This window comes from Pseudescherichia sp. (assembly GCF_031998825.1).
Taxonomy (GTDB): domain Bacteria; phylum Pseudomonadota; class Gammaproteobacteria; order Enterobacterales; family Enterobacteriaceae; genus Pseudescherichia.
On the sequence record NZ_DAMACX010000013.1, the window covers coordinates 79,499 to 97,439 of the forward strand.

Annotated in this window: 18 protein-coding genes and 1 tRNA gene; 4 read left to right on the forward strand and 15 right to left on the reverse strand. The window is 58.5% G+C overall.

Annotated elements, in window-relative coordinates; genetic code table 11:
* Positions 1-6: 6 nt before the first annotated feature.
* Genes nadR through serB form a run of 3 tightly spaced genes read right to left on the reverse strand, consistent with a single transcriptional unit; the run spans position 7 to position 3,639 of the window.
* Entirely contained in the window at positions 7-1,239 is a 1,233-nt protein-coding gene (gene nadR / locus RTP97_RS08685; RefSeq protein ID WP_312212593.1) for a multifunctional transcriptional regulator/nicotinamide-nucleotide adenylyltransferase/ribosylnicotinamide kinase NadR, read from the reverse strand.
* Positions 1,240-1,274: 35 nt separating this feature from the next.
* Positions 1,275-2,657 (reverse strand): DNA repair protein RadA, encoded by a 1,383-nt coding sequence (radA, locus tag RTP97_RS08690; protein ID WP_312412690.1) that lies wholly within the window; start codon positions 2,655-2,657, stop codon positions 1,275-1,277.
* Positions 2,658-2,667: 10 nt separating this feature from the next.
* Complete coding sequence (gene serB / locus RTP97_RS08695; protein WP_312412693.1) at positions 2,668-3,639, reverse strand: phosphoserine phosphatase; 972 nt, start codon at positions 3,637-3,639, stop codon at positions 2,668-2,670.
* 119 nt (positions 3,640-3,758) lie between these two features.
* On the opposite strand from serB, the gene RTP97_RS08700 reads away from it, so the two are divergent.
* Together RTP97_RS08700 and lplA are read left to right on the forward strand one after the other, a co-directional pair.
* Positions 3,759-4,406, forward strand: a complete 648-nt coding sequence (locus tag RTP97_RS08700) for a YtjB family periplasmic protein (protein WP_144816291.1) — start codon at positions 3,759-3,761, stop codon at positions 4,404-4,406.
* Between the two features lie 65 nt (positions 4,407-4,471).
* Positions 4,472-5,488, forward strand: coding sequence for a lipoate--protein ligase LplA (lplA, locus tag RTP97_RS08705; RefSeq protein ID WP_312412695.1), 1,017 nt, complete (start codon positions 4,472-4,474; stop codon positions 5,486-5,488).
* Between the two features lie 39 nt (positions 5,489-5,527).
* Here the strand turns inward: lplA and deoD are convergent, their stop codons facing one another.
* From deoD to RTP97_RS08765, 12 genes are all read right to left on the reverse strand, one after another.
* Positions 5,528-6,247: a purine-nucleoside phosphorylase gene (gene deoD, locus RTP97_RS08710; RefSeq protein WP_144816295.1), complete on the reverse strand. Its 720-nt coding sequence runs from the start codon at positions 6,245-6,247 to the stop codon at positions 5,528-5,530.
* 102 nt (positions 6,248-6,349) lie between these two features.
* Positions 6,350-7,573: a phosphopentomutase gene (gene deoB / locus RTP97_RS08715; protein ID WP_312412698.1), complete on the reverse strand. Its 1,224-nt coding sequence runs from the start codon at positions 7,571-7,573 to the stop codon at positions 6,350-6,352.
* A gap of 68 nt (positions 7,574-7,641) precedes the next feature.
* A complete protein-coding gene (deoA, locus tag RTP97_RS08720; protein ID WP_312412700.1) occupies positions 7,642-8,964 on the reverse strand; it encodes a thymidine phosphorylase in 1,323 nt (440 codons plus the stop codon).
* Between the two features lie 106 nt (positions 8,965-9,070).
* Positions 9,071-9,850: a deoxyribose-phosphate aldolase gene (gene deoC / locus RTP97_RS08725; protein ID WP_312412702.1), complete on the reverse strand. Its 780-nt coding sequence runs from the start codon at positions 9,848-9,850 to the stop codon at positions 9,071-9,073.
* A 286-nt stretch (positions 9,851-10,136) separates the two neighbouring features.
* Entirely contained in the window at positions 10,137-10,910 is a 774-nt protein-coding gene (locus tag RTP97_RS08730; protein ID WP_312412705.1) for a metal-dependent hydrolase, read from the reverse strand.
* The gene (locus tag RTP97_RS08735; RefSeq protein WP_312412708.1) at positions 10,907-11,980 is read right to left on the reverse strand and encodes a patatin family protein; all 1,074 of its coding nucleotides are present in this window, start codon (positions 11,978-11,980) and stop codon (positions 10,907-10,909) included. Before RTP97_RS08735 ends, RTP97_RS08730 begins: the two co-directional genes overlap by 4 nt.
* A 116-nt stretch (positions 11,981-12,096) precedes the next feature.
* Positions 12,097-12,258 carry a DUF1328 domain-containing protein gene (locus RTP97_RS08740; protein WP_002437547.1) on the reverse strand — a complete coding sequence of 54 codons (162 nt, stop codon included), beginning with the start codon at positions 12,256-12,258 and terminating at the stop codon, positions 12,097-12,099.
* A 129-nt stretch (positions 12,259-12,387) separates the two neighbouring features.
* Positions 12,388-13,008 (reverse strand): molecular chaperone OsmY, encoded by a 621-nt coding sequence (osmY, locus tag RTP97_RS08745; protein WP_312212584.1) that lies wholly within the window; start codon positions 13,006-13,008, stop codon positions 12,388-12,390.
* Positions 13,009-13,349: 341 nt separating this feature from the next.
* A complete protein-coding gene (gene prfC / locus RTP97_RS08750; protein ID WP_312212583.1) occupies positions 13,350-14,939 on the reverse strand; it encodes a peptide chain release factor 3 in 1,590 nt (529 codons plus the stop codon).
* A 91-nt stretch (positions 14,940-15,030) separates the two neighbouring features.
* A complete protein-coding gene (gene yjjG / locus RTP97_RS08755) occupies positions 15,031-15,708 on the reverse strand; it encodes a pyrimidine 5'-nucleotidase (RefSeq protein ID WP_312227964.1) in 678 nt (225 codons plus the stop codon).
* Positions 15,709-15,724: 16 nt separating this feature from the next.
* A complete protein-coding gene (rimI, locus tag RTP97_RS08760) occupies positions 15,725-16,165 on the reverse strand; it encodes a ribosomal protein S18-alanine N-acetyltransferase (RefSeq protein ID WP_312412712.1) in 441 nt (146 codons plus the stop codon).
* A complete protein-coding gene (locus tag RTP97_RS08765; protein WP_312412715.1) occupies positions 16,134-16,547 on the reverse strand; it encodes a DNA polymerase III subunit psi in 414 nt (137 codons plus the stop codon). Before RTP97_RS08765 ends, rimI begins: the two co-directional genes overlap by 32 nt.
* A gap of 104 nt (positions 16,548-16,651) precedes the next feature.
* On the opposite strand from RTP97_RS08765, the gene rsmC reads away from it, so the two are divergent.
* Positions 16,652-17,680, forward strand: coding sequence for a 16S rRNA (guanine(1207)-N(2))-methyltransferase RsmC (gene rsmC / locus RTP97_RS08770; RefSeq protein WP_312212579.1), 1,029 nt, complete (start codon positions 16,652-16,654; stop codon positions 17,678-17,680).
* A gap of 174 nt (positions 17,681-17,854) precedes the next feature.
* Positions 17,855-17,941 (forward strand) — tRNA-Leu (locus RTP97_RS08775).

The following is a 17,941-nucleotide window of genomic DNA, read 5'->3' on the forward strand; positions in this document are numbered from 1 at the left end:
GTTTTTTTATCCCTGCTCGCCCATCATCTCTTTCACCAGCTCCACGCAGCGCAGGAAGCGCCCGTCATAATCCGACTCCTCCACGTGGATAAAGTCGATCCCGTTGTCGTTAAGCATAGAGACCAGCATGGTCTGGAAGGTTTTGCGATCCACCGAGCTGCCGAGACTGCGCAGGCCGTCGGCGACCCACGGGGTGTTATTCTCCAGCAGGATCACCAGGTCGAAGCGGTACTCGTCGATCATCGCCTGCACAAACGGGTGCTCGCGTCCCTCATACTTTTTGCAGAAGGCCTGGGTAGTAACGAAATCGGTATCGATAAAGGCCACCTTATTGGCGTACTTCACCGCAAAGTCGATGTACTGCGCCTGGCCGAGGGCGATTTTGTCGTAGTCGGAGTACTGAAGCGCCATCTCATCACCGCCAAGATGGGAGAAGACGTAGTCACGCCCGTACTCCCAGGCGCTGGTGGTATTGAAGATGTTAGCGAGCTTATTCACCAGCGTCGATTTGCCGCTCGACTCGCCGCCGAGGATCGCTACCGTCCGCACAAAGAAGGGCTTCACCTCGGTGGGGATATACTCCCAGTAGCGGAACGGGTTGGCGCGGATCTGTCCGCCGCTGATATTCATAAAGGTACGTTTCGGATCGATCAGCACCGTCTCGATGTCGAGGTGCTTCTCATACTGCTTGGCATCGGCCTCTTCGGAGGTGTAGATCCAGTTGGGCTGGATCCCCTTCTCATCCATAAAGGCTTTAATCCCTTTACTCCAGACGTCCCAGCCGTGCGGATACGGCTCCATCCCCTCCTCGTTAAAGGCGTGGATGCGGATATTCTTCTGGTACTTAAAGGTCTGTAGCAGCCAGCGCAGGCGGTCGGGCACCGTGGGCTGCTGGGACATGGCGCTCTCTTCAAACAGGGCGCGATCGCGCGTCTCGTCGTAGCCCATGATGACATGCAGCTCGTCCACCTGGCTGCAGGCGCGCTGCAGCAGGTATATATGGCCGGTGTGCAGCGGGTAGAATTTGCCAAACACCACGCCGATGTTTTTTTGCAGCCGGGGAAACTCCAGCCCGAGGAAGCGGTGCAGCGCCTCCAGCTTCTGCGCGCTGGGGCTTTTGATCTTGGCATTGAGCAGCTGGCTCAGGTAGCCCTTGGTCATGCCGCTCGCCTCCGCCACCTGCTGTAGCGTGCAGCCCTTCTGGCGGATGGCGGTTTTCAGATAGTCAAATGACGACATAAATTACGGTGCCTCCTGCAAAATCGTAGTGGTAATTATAAGTCGTCAAACACGCTTAGCGCATCGGCAAGTTTTTTCACGCCAAACACCTGCATCCCAGCCGGTGGTTTTTTCGGCACGTTCGCCGCCGGTACGATCGCCCGACGGAAACCGTGCTTGGCCGCCTCGGAGATACGCTCCTGGCCGCTGGGCACCGGGCGGATCTCGCCGGCCAGCCCCACCTCACCAAACACCACCAGATCGTCCGGCAGCGGTCGGTCGCGCAGGCTGGAGACCATCGCCAGCAGCAGCGCCAGATCGGCGCTGGTCTCGGTGACCTTCACCCCGCCGACGACGTTCACAAAGACATCCTGGTCCGCCATCTGCAGTCCGCCGTGGCGATGCAGTACCGCCAGCAGGATCGCCAGCCGGTTCTGCTCCAGACCCACCGCCACGCGGCGCGGGTTAGACATCATCGACTGATCTACCAGGGCCTGGATCTCGACCAGCAGCGGGCGGGTGCCCTCCCAGACCACCATCACCGAGCTGCCGGAGGTGACCTCGTCGCCTCGGCTGAGGAAGATGGCCGACGGGTTGCTGACCTCGCGCAGGCCCTGCTCGGTCATCGCAAAGACGCCCAGCTCGTTCACCGCCCCAAAGCGGTTCTTATGGCTGCGCAGGGTACGGAAGCGTGAATCAGCGTCGCCGTCCAGCAGCACCGAACAGTCGATGCAGTGTTCCAGCACTTTTGGCCCGGCCAGCGAGCCGTCTTTGGTGACATGGCCGACCATCACAATGGCGACGCCGCGCGTTTTGGCGAATCGCGTCAGGTAGGCCGCGGTCTCACGCACCTGGGCCACGCTGCCCGGCGACGACTGGATATCTGCCATGTGCATCACCTGGATCGAGTCGATCACCATTAGCTTCGGCAGCTCCTCCTCGGCGATCGCGCAGATCTGCTCGATGCTGGTCTCGGAGAGCATATTCAGGTTAGTGGTCGGCAGCCCCAGACGATGGGCGCGCATGGCGACCTGCTGGAGCGACTCCTCGCCGGTGACGTACAGCGTCTTCATGCTTTCAGAGAGCTTGCACAGGGTTTGCAGCAGCAGGGTCGATTTACCTGCCCCCGGGTTACCGCCGATCAGGATCGCGCTACCCGGCACCACGCCGCCGCCCAGCACGCGGTCAAACTCTTTAAAGCCGGTAGAGAAGCGCGGCAGCGCCTCCAGGCTAATCTCTGACAGCTTCTGCACCTTCGAGACGCCTGCGTTGCCGGCATAGCCGCTCAGCCGCTCGTTGCGCGCAACCGTCGGAGATGCCGCAACGCGCACCTCGGTGATGGTGTTCCAGGCATGACAGGCGCTGCACTGCCCCTGCCAGCGCGGATAATCCGCACCGCATTCATTACAGACAAATGCGCGTTTTGGAGCTTTCGCCACGTTTACCTCGTTAGTTCTGGTTCAGGCTGCCCGACAGGATACAGAAAACGCCCATCAGGTCAGCGTGACGGATAGTCACTTCCGTCTTCTCATTTACTTTGGGTTTCGCGTGATAGGCGATCCCCAGCCCCGCCGATTTGATCATCGGCAGATCGTTGGCACCGTCGCCGATCGCCACGGTCTGCGCCAGCGGAATATCGTACTCCTGGGCCAGGCGCAGCAGCGTGGCCGCCTTGTACTGGGCATCCACAATGTCGCCCACGACGTGGCCGGTCAGCTTGCCGTCGACAATCTCCAGCTCGTTGGCCACGGCGGCGGTCAGGCGCAGCCTGTCGCGCAGGTAGTCGGCAAAGAAGGTGAAGCCGCCGGAGGCGATAGCCACCTTCCAGCCCAGCGTCTCCAGCTTCAGCACCAGCTGGGTCAGGCCCGGCATCAGCGGCAGGCCGTCGCGCACCTGGTGCAGAATGCTGGCATCGGCCCCCTTGAGGGTGCCAACGCGGCTGCGCAGGCTGGCAGTAAAGTCCAGCTCGCCGCGCATCGCCCGCTCGGTCACCTCGGCGACCATCTCACCGGTGCCCGCCAGCTTGGCAATCTCATCGATGCACTCGATCTGGATCGCGGTGGAGTCCATGTCCATCACCAGCAGGCCCGGCGTACGCAGGTGCGGTATCTTACCCAGCGGCGCAACGTCCAGACCGGCATCGTGCGCCAGGCGCGTCGCCCGTGGCGTCAGCGAACCGGCCAGGCGGATCACCTGGTAATCCTCAACGCACCAGGCGGCGACGATCACCATCGCCGCGCCGAGCGAGCGCTGATACGCCGTCAGGCGCTGTTTATCCAGGCTGCGGCCATAGAGCAGCCAACCGCTGCGACCCGCGTGATAATCGAGCGGCATCACCTCGTCGCCGCTTAAAGAGAGCGGCAGCCCAGGCCACTGAGAGACGGCTTCGGGCAGGTCGCGCCAGGTTAAACTGTTAGACATTAAAGCTCCTGTAAAAACACGTGCGGCCAAACGCATCCGGGTAAAAATAACGCATGAGGCTACCCTGTAATCATCGCTTCTGGCAACATGCTAACCTCAAATTTTCATCAGGTAAGAATATGGCCCGCGCAAAACTGAGATTCCGGCTGCATCGCGCTGTGATTGTGCTCATCTGTCTCGCCCTGCTGGTAGCGCTGATGCAGGGGGCGTCATGGTTTAGCCAGAGCCACCAGCGGGCGCGTAACCCCCAGTTTGAAGAGCTGGCCCGCACCCTGGCGCACCAGGTGACCCTGAACCTGACGCCGCTGATGCGCAGCGAAACGCCGGACGAAAAGCCGATTAGCGCGCTGCTGCGCCAGCTTACCGAAGGGAGCCGCATTCTTGACGCGGGGGTCTACGATGAGCAGGGCGATCTGATTGCACGTTCAGGAGAGAGCGTCGACGTCCGCGACCGTCTGGCGCTGGACGGAAAAAAAGCCGGCGGCTACTTCAACCAGCAGATTGTTGAACCTATACAGGGAAAAAATGGCCCGCTCGGCTACCTGCGTCTGACCCTCGACACCCATACCCTACCGACCGAAGCAAAACAGGTCGATAATACCACAAATATCCTCCGCCTGATGCTGCTCCTGTCGCTGGCGATTGGCGTGGTGCTGACCCGCACGCTGCTGCAGGGCAAGCGCACCCGCTGGCAGCAGTCGCCCTTCCTGCTCACCGCCAGCCGGTCGGTACCGGAGGAGGAGGAGAGCGAGAAACGCGAGCCGTAGGCCGGGTATGCATACGCGCCGCTTTGTCGTTAAGATGGGGGCAAATAAAGAAAAGGAAAGCTGCCATGTCCACATTACGTCTGCTTATTTCTGATTCATACGATCCCTGGTTTAACCTGGCGGTAGAGGAGTCGATCTTTCGCCAGATGCCCGCTACCCAGCGCGTGCTGTTTCTGTGGCGCAACGCCGATACGGTGGTGATTGGCCGGGCGCAAAACCCGTGGAAAGAGTGCAATACCCGGCGCATGGAGGAGGATAACGTCCGCCTCGCCCGGCGCAGCAGCGGCGGCGGCGCGGTGTTTCACGATCTCGGCAATACCTGTTTTACCTTTATGGCGGGCAAGCCGGAGTATGACAAGACTATCTCGACCAACATTGTGCTCACTGCCCTCAACGCGCTGGGCGTCGCGGCAGACGCCTCGGGACGTAACGATCTGGTAGTCAAAACTGCGGAGGGCGATCGCAAAGTCTCCGGTTCGGCCTATCGCGAGACCCCGGATCGTGGCTTCCATCACGGGACGCTGTTGCTCAATGCCGATCTGAGCCGGCTGGCGAACTACCTTAACCCCGATAAGAAGAAGCTTCAGGCCAAGGGGATCACCTCAGTGCGCGGACGGGTGGCGAACCTGGTCGATCTGCTGCCGGGCATCACCCATGAGGCGATCTGCGACGCCGTCACCGAGGCCTTTTTTGCCCATTACGGCGAGCGCGTCGCGGCGGAGATTATCTCTCCCGATAAGACGCCGGATCTGCCGAACTTTGCCGATACCTTTGCCCGTCAGAGCAGCTGGGAGTGGAATTTCGGTCAGGCCCCCTCGTTCAGCCACCTGCTGGATGAGCGCTTCACCTGGGGCGGCGTTGAGCTGCATTTTGACGTCGAGCGAGGACACATTACGCGTACGCAGATCTTTACCGACAGCCTGAATCCGGCCCCGCTGGAGGCGCTGGCGGCGCGTCTGCAGGGGTGCCTCTACCGCGCGGATAGGCTGCAGCAGGCGTGCGATGCGCTGTTAGGTGATTTTCCAGAGCAGGAGAGGGAGCTACGGGAGTTATCAGAATGGATTGGTAACGCAGTGCGGTAGGCCGGGTAAGGCGAAGCCGCCACCCGGCACAGCACAAACTTACTCTTTGTCGCCCAGCAGCACGGACTCCAACGCGATCTTGATCATGTCGTTGAAGGTCGTCTGACGCTCGGCAGCGGTGGTCTGCTCGTGGGTACGGATATGGTCGGACACGGTACAGATGGTCAGCGCTTTCGCACCAAACTCTGCCGCTACGCCGTAGATCCCCGCCGCTTCCATCTCTACGCCGAGAATGCCATATTTTTCCATCACGTCGAACATGGTCGGATCCGGGGTGTAGAAGAGATCGGCAGAGAAGATGTTGCCGACGCGAGCGTCAACGCCCAGCGCTTTGGCCGCGTCTACCGCATTGCGCACCATGTCAAAGTCAGCAATCGCCGCAAAGTCATGATCCTTGAAGCGCAGACGGTTCACTTTGGAATCGGTGCAGGCACCCATACCAATGACCACGTCGCGCAGCTTAACGTCAGCGCGAACCGCGCCGCAGGAGCCTACGCGGATGATCTTCTTCACGCCAAAATCGGTGATCAGCTCTTTGGTGTAGATAGAGCAGGACGGAATACCCATGCCGTGGCCCATCACGGAGATTTTGCGCCCTTTGTAGGTGCCGGTGTAGCCCAGCATACCGCGCACGTTGTTCACTTCACGCACGTCTTCAAAGAAGGTTTCCGCGATATGTTTAGCACGCAGCGGATCGCCCGGCATCAGCACAACGTCAGCGAAATCGCCCATTTCGGCATTAATGTGGGGAGTTGCCATTTTCATTCCTTTTTATACATTTTTGCGCCGGATGGCGGCTACGCCTTATCCGGCCTACAGGATCCGTATGCCCGGCAAGCAGAGCGCCGCCGGGCAAAAGCATTACAGCATATTTTTGCCGTATTCCATTGGCGACGTACCAAAGTACGATGCCAGCGTCTGGCCGATATCCGCGAAGGTGTCACGGTGGCCCAGCGAGCCAGGCTTAACGTTCGGGCCGTAGATCAGCACCGGAATGTGCTCGCGGGTGTGGTCCGTACCGGTCCAGGTCGGGTCGCAGCCGTGGTCGGCGGTGAAGATGATGATGTCACCCTCCTCTACCAGCGCTAACAGCTCCGGCAGACGGCGGTCGAACAGCTCAAGGCCGCCCGCATAGCCCGACACATCACGGCGATGCCCCCAGGAGGAGTCGAAGTCAACGAAGTTGGTAAACACGATAGTGTTATCACCCGCTTCCTTCATCTCTTTGACGGTAGCGTCAAACAGCGCGTCCAGGCCGGTGGCTTTCACTTTTTTAGTAATGCCAACGTGGGCATAGATATCGGCAATTTTGCCTACCGATACCACATGGCCATCCTTCTCTTCCACCAGCTTCTGCAGGATGGTGGGTGCCGGTGGCTCGACTGCCAGATCGTGACGGTTACCGGTACGCTGGAAGTTACCCGCCTTGTCGCCAACAAACGGACGCGCAATCACGCGGCCAATGTTGTAGCCGCCTTCGGTCAGCTCTTCACGGGCGATTTCGCACAGCTCGTAGAGCTTATCCAGACCATAGGTCTCTTCATGGCAGGCGATCTGGAATACCGAGTCCGCAGAGGTGAAGAAAATCGGCTTGCCGGTTTTCATATGCTCTTCGCCGAGCTGATCCAGGATCACCGTCCCGGAGGAGTGGCAGTTGCCCAGGTAGCCCGGCAGCCCGGCACGCGCTACCAGCTTGTCGAGCAGTTCCTGTGGGAAGCTGTTCTCGGTGTCGGAAAAGTAGCCCCAGTCAAAGAGTACCGGCACGCCGGCAATTTCCCAGTGGCCCGATGGCGTATCTTTACCAGAGGAGAGCTCGTGCGCCCATGCGTACGCGCCAACAACCTCTGCGTTACCGTCCATTCCCGCAGGAATAGTACCGGTAGAGCCTTCATGCGCTTTCGCCAGGCCCAGACGGGTCAAATTAGGCAGATTCAGCGGGCCCTGGCGGCCGGTGTTGGCTTCGCCTTTGGCGCAGGCTTCGGCAATATGGCCGAGGGTGTCAGAACCTGCGTCGCCGAAGCGCTCCGCATCTTCAGTAGCGCCGATGCCGAAAGAGTCCAGCACCATAATAAATGCACGTTTCATATTTTCTCCGTACTTAGTGCTTCAGAAAAATTAGTGCTTCATAAAAAATCGATCAGATCAGTATACAGCTATTCAGTTATACGACGATAGACGGTTGGCGTGGTTTCGGGAGCTTGATCGTCTAACGTCACGGCAGCCTTAACCGCTTTCGCCGCTTCCTGCCAGCTGGCTTCGTCTTTAGCGTGGATCACCGCCAGCGGCCGCTGGCCGTCAATACTGTCCCCCAGACGCGCCATATCGGTAAAGCCGACGCTGTAGTCGATGCTGTCAGAGGCCTGGCGACGACCGCCGCCCATGGATACCACCGCCATACCCAGCGCGCGGGTATCCATCGCCGAGACAAAGCCTTCGGTATCGGCGTAGACCGCCTTGCTGAGGGTCGCCGTCGGCAGGTACTTCGCGTAGTTCTCGACGAAGTCAGCCGGGCCTTTTTGCGCGGCAACCATCCGGCCAAAGACCTCTGCCGCGTTGCCGTTATCCAGCACTGCCTGCAGCTGCTGGCGAGCATCGGCATCGTCGCGGGCAAGCTTGCCGGAGATCAGCATCTCCACGCACAGCGCCATGGTGACGTCGAGCAGGCGCGGGTTGCGGTACTCGCCGGTCAGGAACTGCACCGCCTCGCGCACCTCTACCGCATTACCGGCGCTGGAGGCCAGAACCTGGTTCATATCGGTCAGCAGGGCGGTAGTACGCACGCCTGCGCCGTTGGCGACGCCAACGATAGCTTCGGCCAGTGCTGCAGACAGTTCATAGGTAGGCATAAACGCGCCGCTGCCCACTTTCACATCCATCACCAGCGCATCCAGCCCTTCTGCGAGCTTTTTCGCCAGAATAGAGGCGGTGATCAGCGGAATAGAGTCAACCGTGGCGGTGATGTCGCGGGTGGCGTAAAAGCGCTTGTCCGCCGGGGCGAGGGAGCTGGTCTGGCCGATAATCGCGACGCCCACGTCCTTAATAATATCCCGGAAGCGGCTATCGCTTGGGAAGATGTCAAAGCCGGGGATAGCTTCCAGCTTGTCGAGGGTACCGCCGGTGTGGCCCAGGCCGCGTCCGGAGATCATCGGCACGTAGCCGCCGCAGGCTGCGACCATCGGGCCGAGCATCAGCGAGGTGACGTCGCCCACGCCGCCGGTAGAGTGTTTATCGACGATCGGGCCGTTCAGGCTGAGGCTTTTCCAGTCCAGCACCGTACCCGAGTCGCGCATCGCCATAGTCAGGGAGACGCGCTCCGGCATGGCCATGTCATGGAAAAAGATAGTCATCGCCAGCGCGGCGATCTGACCTTCTGAAATGGTGTTATCACGAATGCCGTTGATAAAAAAGCGAATCTCTTCGTCGCTGAGGGCATGGCCATCGCGTTTTTTTCGAATAATTTCTTGAGCGAGAAACAAGGTAACCCCCTGGTGTATAGGATCGGTATTGGCGGGTGGCGCTACGCTTACCCGCCCTACGATCCAGTAGGCCTGATAAGCGAAGCGCCATCAGGCGAATTGCATCTTAATAGCTGCTTGCGCTTTTACCGTCGCCGTGGCCGAGCGCCTTCAGCAGGCTCGCCAGCAGGCTGGATGCGCCAAAGCGGTAGTGGCGTGAGTCAGCCCACTCTGCGCCGAACAGCTGGTCGGCAATGGCGAGGAACTGCGCGGCATCTTCCGCCGTACGCACGCCGCCTGCCGGTTTGAAGCCTACGGTTTTCTCGACGCCCAGATCGCGGATGGTTTCCAGCATAATGCGCGCGCTCTCCAGGGTGGCGTTAACCGGCACTTTACCGGTGGACGTTTTAATAAAGTCCGCACCCGCTTTGATAGCGATCTCAGAGGCTTTACGGATCAGCGCCTCCTCTTTCAGCTCGCCGGTCTCAATGATCACCTTCAGCAGCACGTTGGCTTCGGCACAGGCGGCTTTACAGGCCTGGACCAGATCGAAACCGACCTGCTCGTTACCGGCAATCAGCGCCCGATACGGGAACACGACGTCCACTTCGTCCGCGCCGTAGGCGATAGCCGCGCGGGTCTCTGCCAGTGCGATCTCGATATCGTCGTTGCCGTGCGGGAAGTTAGTGACCGTCGCGATGCGGATCTCCGGCGTACCCTGCTCTTTCAGGGTCTTACGCGCAATCGGAATAAAGCGCGGGTAGATGCAGATAGCGGCGGTGTTGCCCACCGGTGTTTTCGCCTGATGGCACAGGGCGATCACTTTCGCATCGGTGTCATCATCGTTCAGGGTGGTCAAATCCATCAGTTGCAATGCGCGCAGGCTGCTTGCAGTTAAATCACTCATAACACTCTCCAGAAGCTGAAGACGGCGTTTGCCGGTTCATTTTTTAACCGGGCGGGTCTGTTACTATTCTAACATCCTCCCGCCACGACACTTCGACGTACATCACAGTTAATGAAAACGTCATGCAAAGTTGCACAATATAAGCGTGAGATACGTCACTATTTAAGCCGTTCATTGCCGGACTGCCCGGCACGGCTGACATGTTAGAATTCTAACATAACACCCTGGTTAAACGCGACAGGCAGCCGGAACATTGCGCCCGGACGGGAGAGAAATGGTAAAATTTTCACATAAACGTTTGATAGGTATTATCAAGAAGCGTAGCAGCAATCTCGTCAGGGGGCTCCGGGCGTAGCTCACAAAGTGTGCTAAAGACGCGGGCGGCCTGCTCCGGACGGTTAGGCTCTCCCTGGAAACCGTTGAGCGGCATATCCGGTGCGTCCGTTTCGAGCAGTAAGGCGGTGAGCGGCAGGCGGGCGATAACGTCGCGGGTTTTACTCGCCCGCGGATAGGTGATGGTACCCCCGACGCCAATCCGGTAGCCCATCTCAATAAAGCGCTGGGCCTGCTGCAGGCTGCCCGCAAAGCCGTGTACCACCCCGGTGCGCGGCAGGCTATGACGCTTGAGGTGCATCGCCAGCTTGTCATGGGTGCGCCGGGAGTGGAGGATCACCGGCAGATCGTAGCGCTTTGCCAGCTTAAGCTGTTCATCAAGCAGCTGCTCCTGCTTATCAAACTGCGGATCTTCCCGATAGAGATCCAGCCCTATTTCCCCCACCGCCACCAGCCTGGTGGGCCGTGCGGCAAGCTGGTCAGCTAGCCTGTCGATGCACTCCGGAGTATGGTTTTCAATCACGATGGGGTGCAGGCCCAGCGCAGCATAGACGGATTCAAACCGTTCGGCGAGCGCCAGCACGCGGGAAAAATGTGCCGCTTCAACGGCAGGTACGATCACGGCCTCGACGCCTGCCGCACTGGCTCTGGCAAGGCTCTGCGCCTCATCGCCGGTAAAGGGCGGAAAATCAAAGTGGCAGTGGGTATCGATAAAGCGTTGCGTCATGCCGAACTCTCTTTACTGAAGGTCGTGTCGTTGGCCTGCGGGGCATCAACCAGGGGTGTCGTCAGGGCGTCGTTTGCCACTACCGCAGGCGGCACTACCACCGTTGCCGGGGTGACGATACGCGGTGCATGACGCAGCAGCGGCGGCTCGTCCACCAGCAGCTTACCGACAGTAGCAAGGAAGTAGCGGCCGCACAGCCGCCCCAGCTTGTAGTCATCGCGCAGCGCTGGCAGACGGCTGCCGAGGGCCATGCTTTTTAGCAGGCGCGGTGGGTAGATCTCAAAGATCCGCAGCTTGCCGGGGGGCTTCTCAATAAACTGCTGGATTGCATGGTAGCTACTCTCATGGTGGTGAACCAGATTGACGAAAGGCTGCAAGCTGCTGTCGCCCAGCCAGCGCTCCATGCGTTTGAACCATTGCGGGGTATAGTACATCTGCGACGGCACGGTGCGGATCACCACGATGGTTTTCGCCCCCCGCTTTGCCGCCTCCTGCACCGGGATGGCATCACTGATGCCGCCGTCGAGATAGTTAATGCCGTCCAGCATCACGCCGCTACGGTAAAAGCCGGGAATGGCGCTGGTAGCGCGGATCAGATCCAGCCAGGTCTGGCTGGTCGGAGAGAAGTAGCCAGGCGTATAGTCATCTCCCCGACAGGCGCACATATAGAACAGCTTGCCAACGTCAAACAGGCGGGCGGCGGTATCCATCGCCAGCGGCATCTCTCTGGCCGTGGACTCCACCAGCCAGTCGAGGTCGATCAGGTTACCGCCGCGCACGAAGCGCACCGGGTTAAAAAACTCACGGGATGTGGTGTAGCGCATAATGACTTTGCGCGCGTAGCCGGGCTGGTTACAGAGGTAGGCCGAGATATTCTGCGCCCCGGCAGAGGTGCCAAAGAAGAGTTCGAAAGGGTTAAATTGCGCGCGCATGAATTCGTCCAGCACGCCGGCAGTAAAGATGCCTCGTTGGCCGCCGCCTTCACAAACTAAGGCGAGTCGCCCCGGGCGAAAGGAACTCAACGCCAACGGCGCTATATTGCCGAGCGTAACGGGAATTCTCTGCCCCACCCTGCTTTCCTGTCATTTTTTTATTTATTAAGAGCTTATCTGAATTTTTTGTTTTCTGAAACCGTGAAAGCCAGTCACAAGGACTGGCTTTACGATTAGCGGGAGTTTACGGGTCGCTATGGACGCCGACGTCCCATAAACAGGCTGACCAGGAACAGAATGATCCCGACGACAAAGACGATTTTTGCCGCACCTGCTGCCGTACCGGCCAGGCCACCAAAGCCCAGAGCAGCGGCAATTAACGCGATAACCAGAAATATAATGCCCCAACGAAACATAAGATTCTCCTTTCCTTTACCATAGTTAACGTTACCGCTGTTAGTGAGCGCTCAGGCTACTCACCGGCGATACTTACTCGGTGTGATGCTCACGTCCCCCGTTACAAGACGGGGGATCGCATTCTGAGATTACTTGTTAACTTTAAGATCGTTTTTCACACTTTTCACACCATCGACCGCTTTGGAGATGCTCTCCGCACGTTCGATCTGTGCCTGGGAGTCAACCGTACCGGTCAGCTGAACCACACCATCGGTAGTTTCAACTTTCACTTTACGTGCCGGAACGATGTCATCAGCTAACAGCTTAGCTTTAATCTCGCTGGTGGTGGCGGTATCACCCGCGTAGCCCTTCACAGAAGAAGTTTTGCCGTCGCGTACGTGCAGCTTATCGCTAACGGACTTAACGCCTTCAATCTGTTTAGCGACTTTCACCGCTTCTTCAGCCTGCGCCTGGCTCTCAACGAAGCCGCTCAGCGTGACTACCGCTTTATCGGTCTTAACGGAGATGTCGGTGCTCTTAATACTTTCGTGATCGACCAGTGCTGCTTTAACTTTGGCGGTGATCGCGCTGTCATCCATGAAGTTACCGACTTTATTCATAGAGCTATCGATTTTTTCCCCAGCGCTGTGAGCTGTAGATTGCGCTTTGTCAGTTGCGCTGGTCTCTGCCAGAGCAGAACCGCTTGCAACAACAGAACCTAATACAACAGCCAGCAGGGTTTTAGAAATCTTCAGTCTTGTCATAGTCATCGATCTATTCCTTTCAGTTTGCCCACGTTTTGGGCTTTGAGCAGCCATCAAGGCCGCTTTGCTGCTCCGGTGCATAACACCTTCTTTTACAGCCATTAATCATGTGACTAAAAGAGAGAGCGGGATGAAACGCTTTTATTCACGCATTGAACAGTGCATTCATCCACACGTCTGGTAATCACTTTGTTAAATATAGCCAACAATTAGAAAAGCGCTTGGGGGAGACGGCAAAAAAATGGGGGATAAAAGCAAAAAGCGGGCTATTTAAGAACATTCCGCAAGGGACTAATAAGACAGGGAAAGTGACAGAGCACGGCGGCTGCCGTGCTCTGGAGAGAAGATTAGTGTTCGCGCGTTTTACGGAACTGCACGTCCGGGTAGCGCTCCTGGGTCAGGTTCAGGTTGACCATGGTCGGCGCGATGTAGGTCAGGTTATCGCCGCCGTCCAGCGCCAGCTGGATCTCGTTTTTACGCTTGAACTCTTCGAATTTCTTCACGTCGCTGCACTCTACCCAGCGGGCAGTGGCGACGTTAACCGATTCGTAGATCGCTTCCACGTTATATTCGCTCTTCAGGCGCGCAACCACCACGTCGAACTGCAGCACCCCGACCGCACCGACGATCAGATCGTTGTTGGCAATCGGACGGAACACCTGGACCGCGCCCTCTTCCGAGAGCTGGACCAGCCCTTTAAGCAGCTGCTTCTGCTTCAGCGGATCGCGCAGGCGAATACGGCGGAACAACTCAGGGGCAAAGTTCGGAATACCGGTGAACTTCATCATCTCGCCCTGGGTAAAGGTATCGCCGATCTGGATGGTGCCGTGGTTATGCAGACCGATGATGTCCCCTGGATAGGCCTCTTCAACGTGGGAACGGTCGCCTGCCATAAAGGTCAGCGCGTCAGAGATAACCACATCCTTGCCGAGACGCACCTGGCGCAGCTTCATGCCTTTTTCATACTTACCGGAGACCACGCGCAGGAACGCCACGCGGTCGCGGTGTTTCGGATCCATGTTGGCCTGGATCTTAAACACGAAACCGGAGAATTTCTCCTCCTGAGCTTCCACTTCGCGGGTATCGGTTTTGCGCGGCATGGGGCGCGGGGCCCACTCAACGAGACCATCCAGCATATGATCAACGCCGAAGTTACCCAGCGCGGTACCGAAGAACACCGGGGTGATCTCCCCGGCCAGGAACAGCTCTTTATCGAACTCGTGCGAGGCGCCCTTCACCAGCTCCAGCTCGTCACGCAGCTGCGCCGCCAGCTCTTCGCCTACGGCAACGTCCAGGTCCGGGTTATCCAGGCCCTTAACGATACGCACGTCCTGGATGGTATGCCCTTTACCGGTCTGGTAGAGGTAGGTTTCATCTTTATAGAGGTGGTATACGCCTTTAAACAGCTTACCGCAGCCGATCGGCCAGGTAATGGGCGCGCAGGCAATCTTCAGCTCGCTCTCCACCTCGTCCATCACTTCCATAGGATCACGGATATCGCGGTCAAGCTTGTTCATAAAGGTTAGGATCGGCGTATCGCGCAGGCGGGTAACTTCCATCAGCTTGCGGGTACGATCCTCTACCCCTTTCGCGGCGTCGATCACCATCAGGCAGCAGTCCACCGCCGTCAGGGTACGGTAGGTATCCTCGGAGAAGTCTTCGTGCCCCGGGGTGTCCAGCAGGTTCACCAGGCAGTCGTGATACGGGAACTGCATCACGGAGGTGGTGATTGAGATCCCACGCTGCTTTTCCATCTCCATCCAGTCGGATTTAGCGTGCTGGCTCGAGCCACGCCCTTTTACCGTACCGGCAGTCTGGATCGCCTGTCCGAACAGCAGCACCTTTTCAGTAATGGTGGTCTTACCGGCGTCCGGGTGAGAGATAATGGCAAAAGTACGGCGCTTGGCCACCTCTTGCAGATAAGGAGACAACGTCATAATTGAATCTTCTTAGTAAACGCGGCACATCGCCACGCATGTTGAATACGAAAAATTGCGGCTATTTTACCCATCAATAGGGGGGAGGCAATCAGTGTTTACACAGGCGTTGCTCCAGTTCGCTCAACGAGGTCACGGTCCAGGTGGGGTTGATCCCCTCCGGCAACGCGCGGTTGTGCGCATTGAGCCAGCAGGTTGCTAATCCGGCATTCATGCCACCCAGAATATCGGACTCGGCGGTATCGCCCACCATCAGTACGCGAGAGCGATCCGGGTTGCCCGCCTGCTCCAGCGCGTAGTCAAAGATGCGCGGATGCGGCTTCGCCACCCCAACCTGCTCGGAGATGACGATCAGGTCAAAATGGTCGCGCAGGCCAGTACGCTCCAGGCGAATTTGCTGTAGTGCGGTAAAGCCGTTGGTAATAATGCCCATCTTGCACTTGCCCTGCAGGGCGTTCAGCAGCGAGACCGCGCCCGGCAGCGGGGCGCAAATTTCGGCCATCGCGGTAATAAACGCGCTGTTAAGATCGCCCGGCTGCACGCTGAGGCGGTCGGCCCAGCTCTGGAAGCGCTGATGCTGCAGCTGTAAAGAGGTGATGGTTCCGTTCTGGTAATCCACCCACAGCGGCTTATTGACCGCCTGGTAGTCCTGAAAATCTTCGGCGGTAAAGGTCACGCTGTAGTCGAGAAACATCCGCTGTAGTCCGCTGAATGAGTCGAAGGTAAACAGCGTTTCGTCGGCATCAAAGAAGATCCAGTCCCAGTTCATTACATCACCTTTTTTGTTAAAGCGGCAAAGCCATAATCACGGCGTCTTCGCGGCCGTCAGCGGTTGGATAGTAGTTGCGGCGGATCGTCGCCTCGTTAAAGCCCAGGCTCTCATAGAGGGCGATAGCCGCCGCGTTTGAGGCCCGCACCTCCAGCCACAGCGTCAGCACGTCACGTTTTTCCAGCTCGCTAATGAGATGTTCGAGCAGCGTGCGTCCCAGCCCCCGGCGCTGAAATGCGGGATCGACCGCGATATTAAACAGCGTGGCCTCATCAAGAACGACCTGGGTAATGGCAAACGCCGCCAGTGTCTCATCAACCGTCAGGCCCAGGTTCAGGTAGCGCTCTCCCTGATTGCTGGCGAAGGTTTTTTCGCTCCACGGAAAAGCGTGGGCGCGTTGCTCAATGGCATAGGCGTGCGTTAAGTCAGCCGTGCTGAGGGAAGAAATCGTGTTCATACTCGCAGATTTGTCGCCATAGGTCGGCTCGCGCCGCCGGGTTTGTCCGCAGTTCATCGAATGCGGGAGAGTGAACGCGCGCGCCTTCCAGCGTCAGCGCCTCGTCAGTGCCCAGCAGCCAGCTGTTACAGCGGCTCTCCGGGGGCAGCATCGCCACGCGGTCGGGGGTCAGCTGCAGCACCTGATCCGGGGTTATCGTCAGCGCCCGCAGGATATCACCTACCAGCGGCTCGCTGAGCGCCGGGAGCGTACATGACACCATCACCAGACGGATATGCGCGGGCAGTGACACAGCGACTTCGCCCTGCAACGCCGCAGGCAGGCGCAAAGACCACTGGGTAATGCCCAGCTGCTGTAGCTGCCAGTCGCGTCGGGAAATCATAGCGGGTCACTCCTGTATGTCAGGCGCGCAAATATAGCAAATTCGTCGTATCTGCGCCAACAAACAACTATAATCCAGCGCTGAGTTTATTAAGGAGCTGTTTCATGTCTGCTTTAACCCCGGCAAGTGAAGTCTTGCTGCGTCACAGTGATGATTTCGAAGAGAGCCGCGTTCTGTTTGCCGGAGATATGCAGGACGACCTGCCCGCGCGTCTGGATACCGCTGAGAGCCGCGCCCATACCCAGCAGTTTCACCACTGGCAGGTGCTGAGCCGCCAGCTGGGCGAAAACGCACGCTTTAGCCTTGTAGCCGAGCAGGCCGACGTGGGCGACAGCGATACGCTGATCTACTACTGGCCGAAGAACAAGCCGGAAGCCCTGTTCCAGCTGATGAACATCCTCTCCCTGCTGCCGCTGGGCACGGATATTTTTGTGGTGGGTGAGAACCGCAGCGGCGTGCGCAGCGCCGAGCAGATGCTGGCGGATTACTGCCCGCTGAATAAGGTCGATAGCGCGCGCCGCTGCGGCCTCTACCATGGCCGTCTTGAGAAGCAGCCTGCATTTGATGCCGCCGCGTTCAACGACAGCTATACGCTGGACGGCCTGACCATCCACACCCTGCCGGGCGTCTTTAGCCGTGATGGTCTGGACAGCGGCAGCCAGCTGCTGCTCTCTACCCTGACGCCGCATACCAAAGGCAAAGTGCTGGATATCGGCTGCGGCGCGGGCGTGCTCTCCGCGGTGCTGGCCAGCCACTCGCCGAAGGTTCGCCTGACGCTCTGTGACGTCAGCGCCCCGGCGGTAGAAGCCAGCCGTGCTACCCTGGCTGCCAACGGTTTTGAGGGTGAAGTCTTTGCCAGCAACGTCTTCTCTGAGGTGACCGGCCGTTACGACATGATCATCTCCAACCCGCCGTTCCACGATGGTTTGCAGACCAGCCTGGAGGCAGCGCAGACGCTGATCCGCGGTGCGGTACGCCATCTCAACAGCGGCGGCGAGCTGCGTATTGTGGCCAACGCCTTCCTGCCCTACCCGCAGGTGCTGGACGAAACCTTTGGTTTCCATGAGGTGCTGGCCCAGACCGGACGCTTCAAGGTTTACCGTACGGTGATGACCCGTCAGGCGAAGCGCTAAACAGGTTCGGCCAACCCGTAGGCCCGGTAAGCGCAGCGCCACCGGGCGTTACTGGCCGTTCACGATGAATTTTGCAGCAGTTATTCTATCCCGCACAATTAACTGTTGACGAACGATATAAAACATCTAGAATGCGCCTCCGTGGTTACGATACTTTAACTGTATCGATGGTATGCGAAGGTGGCGGAATTGGTAGACGCGCTAGCTTCAGGTGTTAGTGTCCTTACGGATGTGGGGGTTCGAGTCCCCCCCCTCGCACCA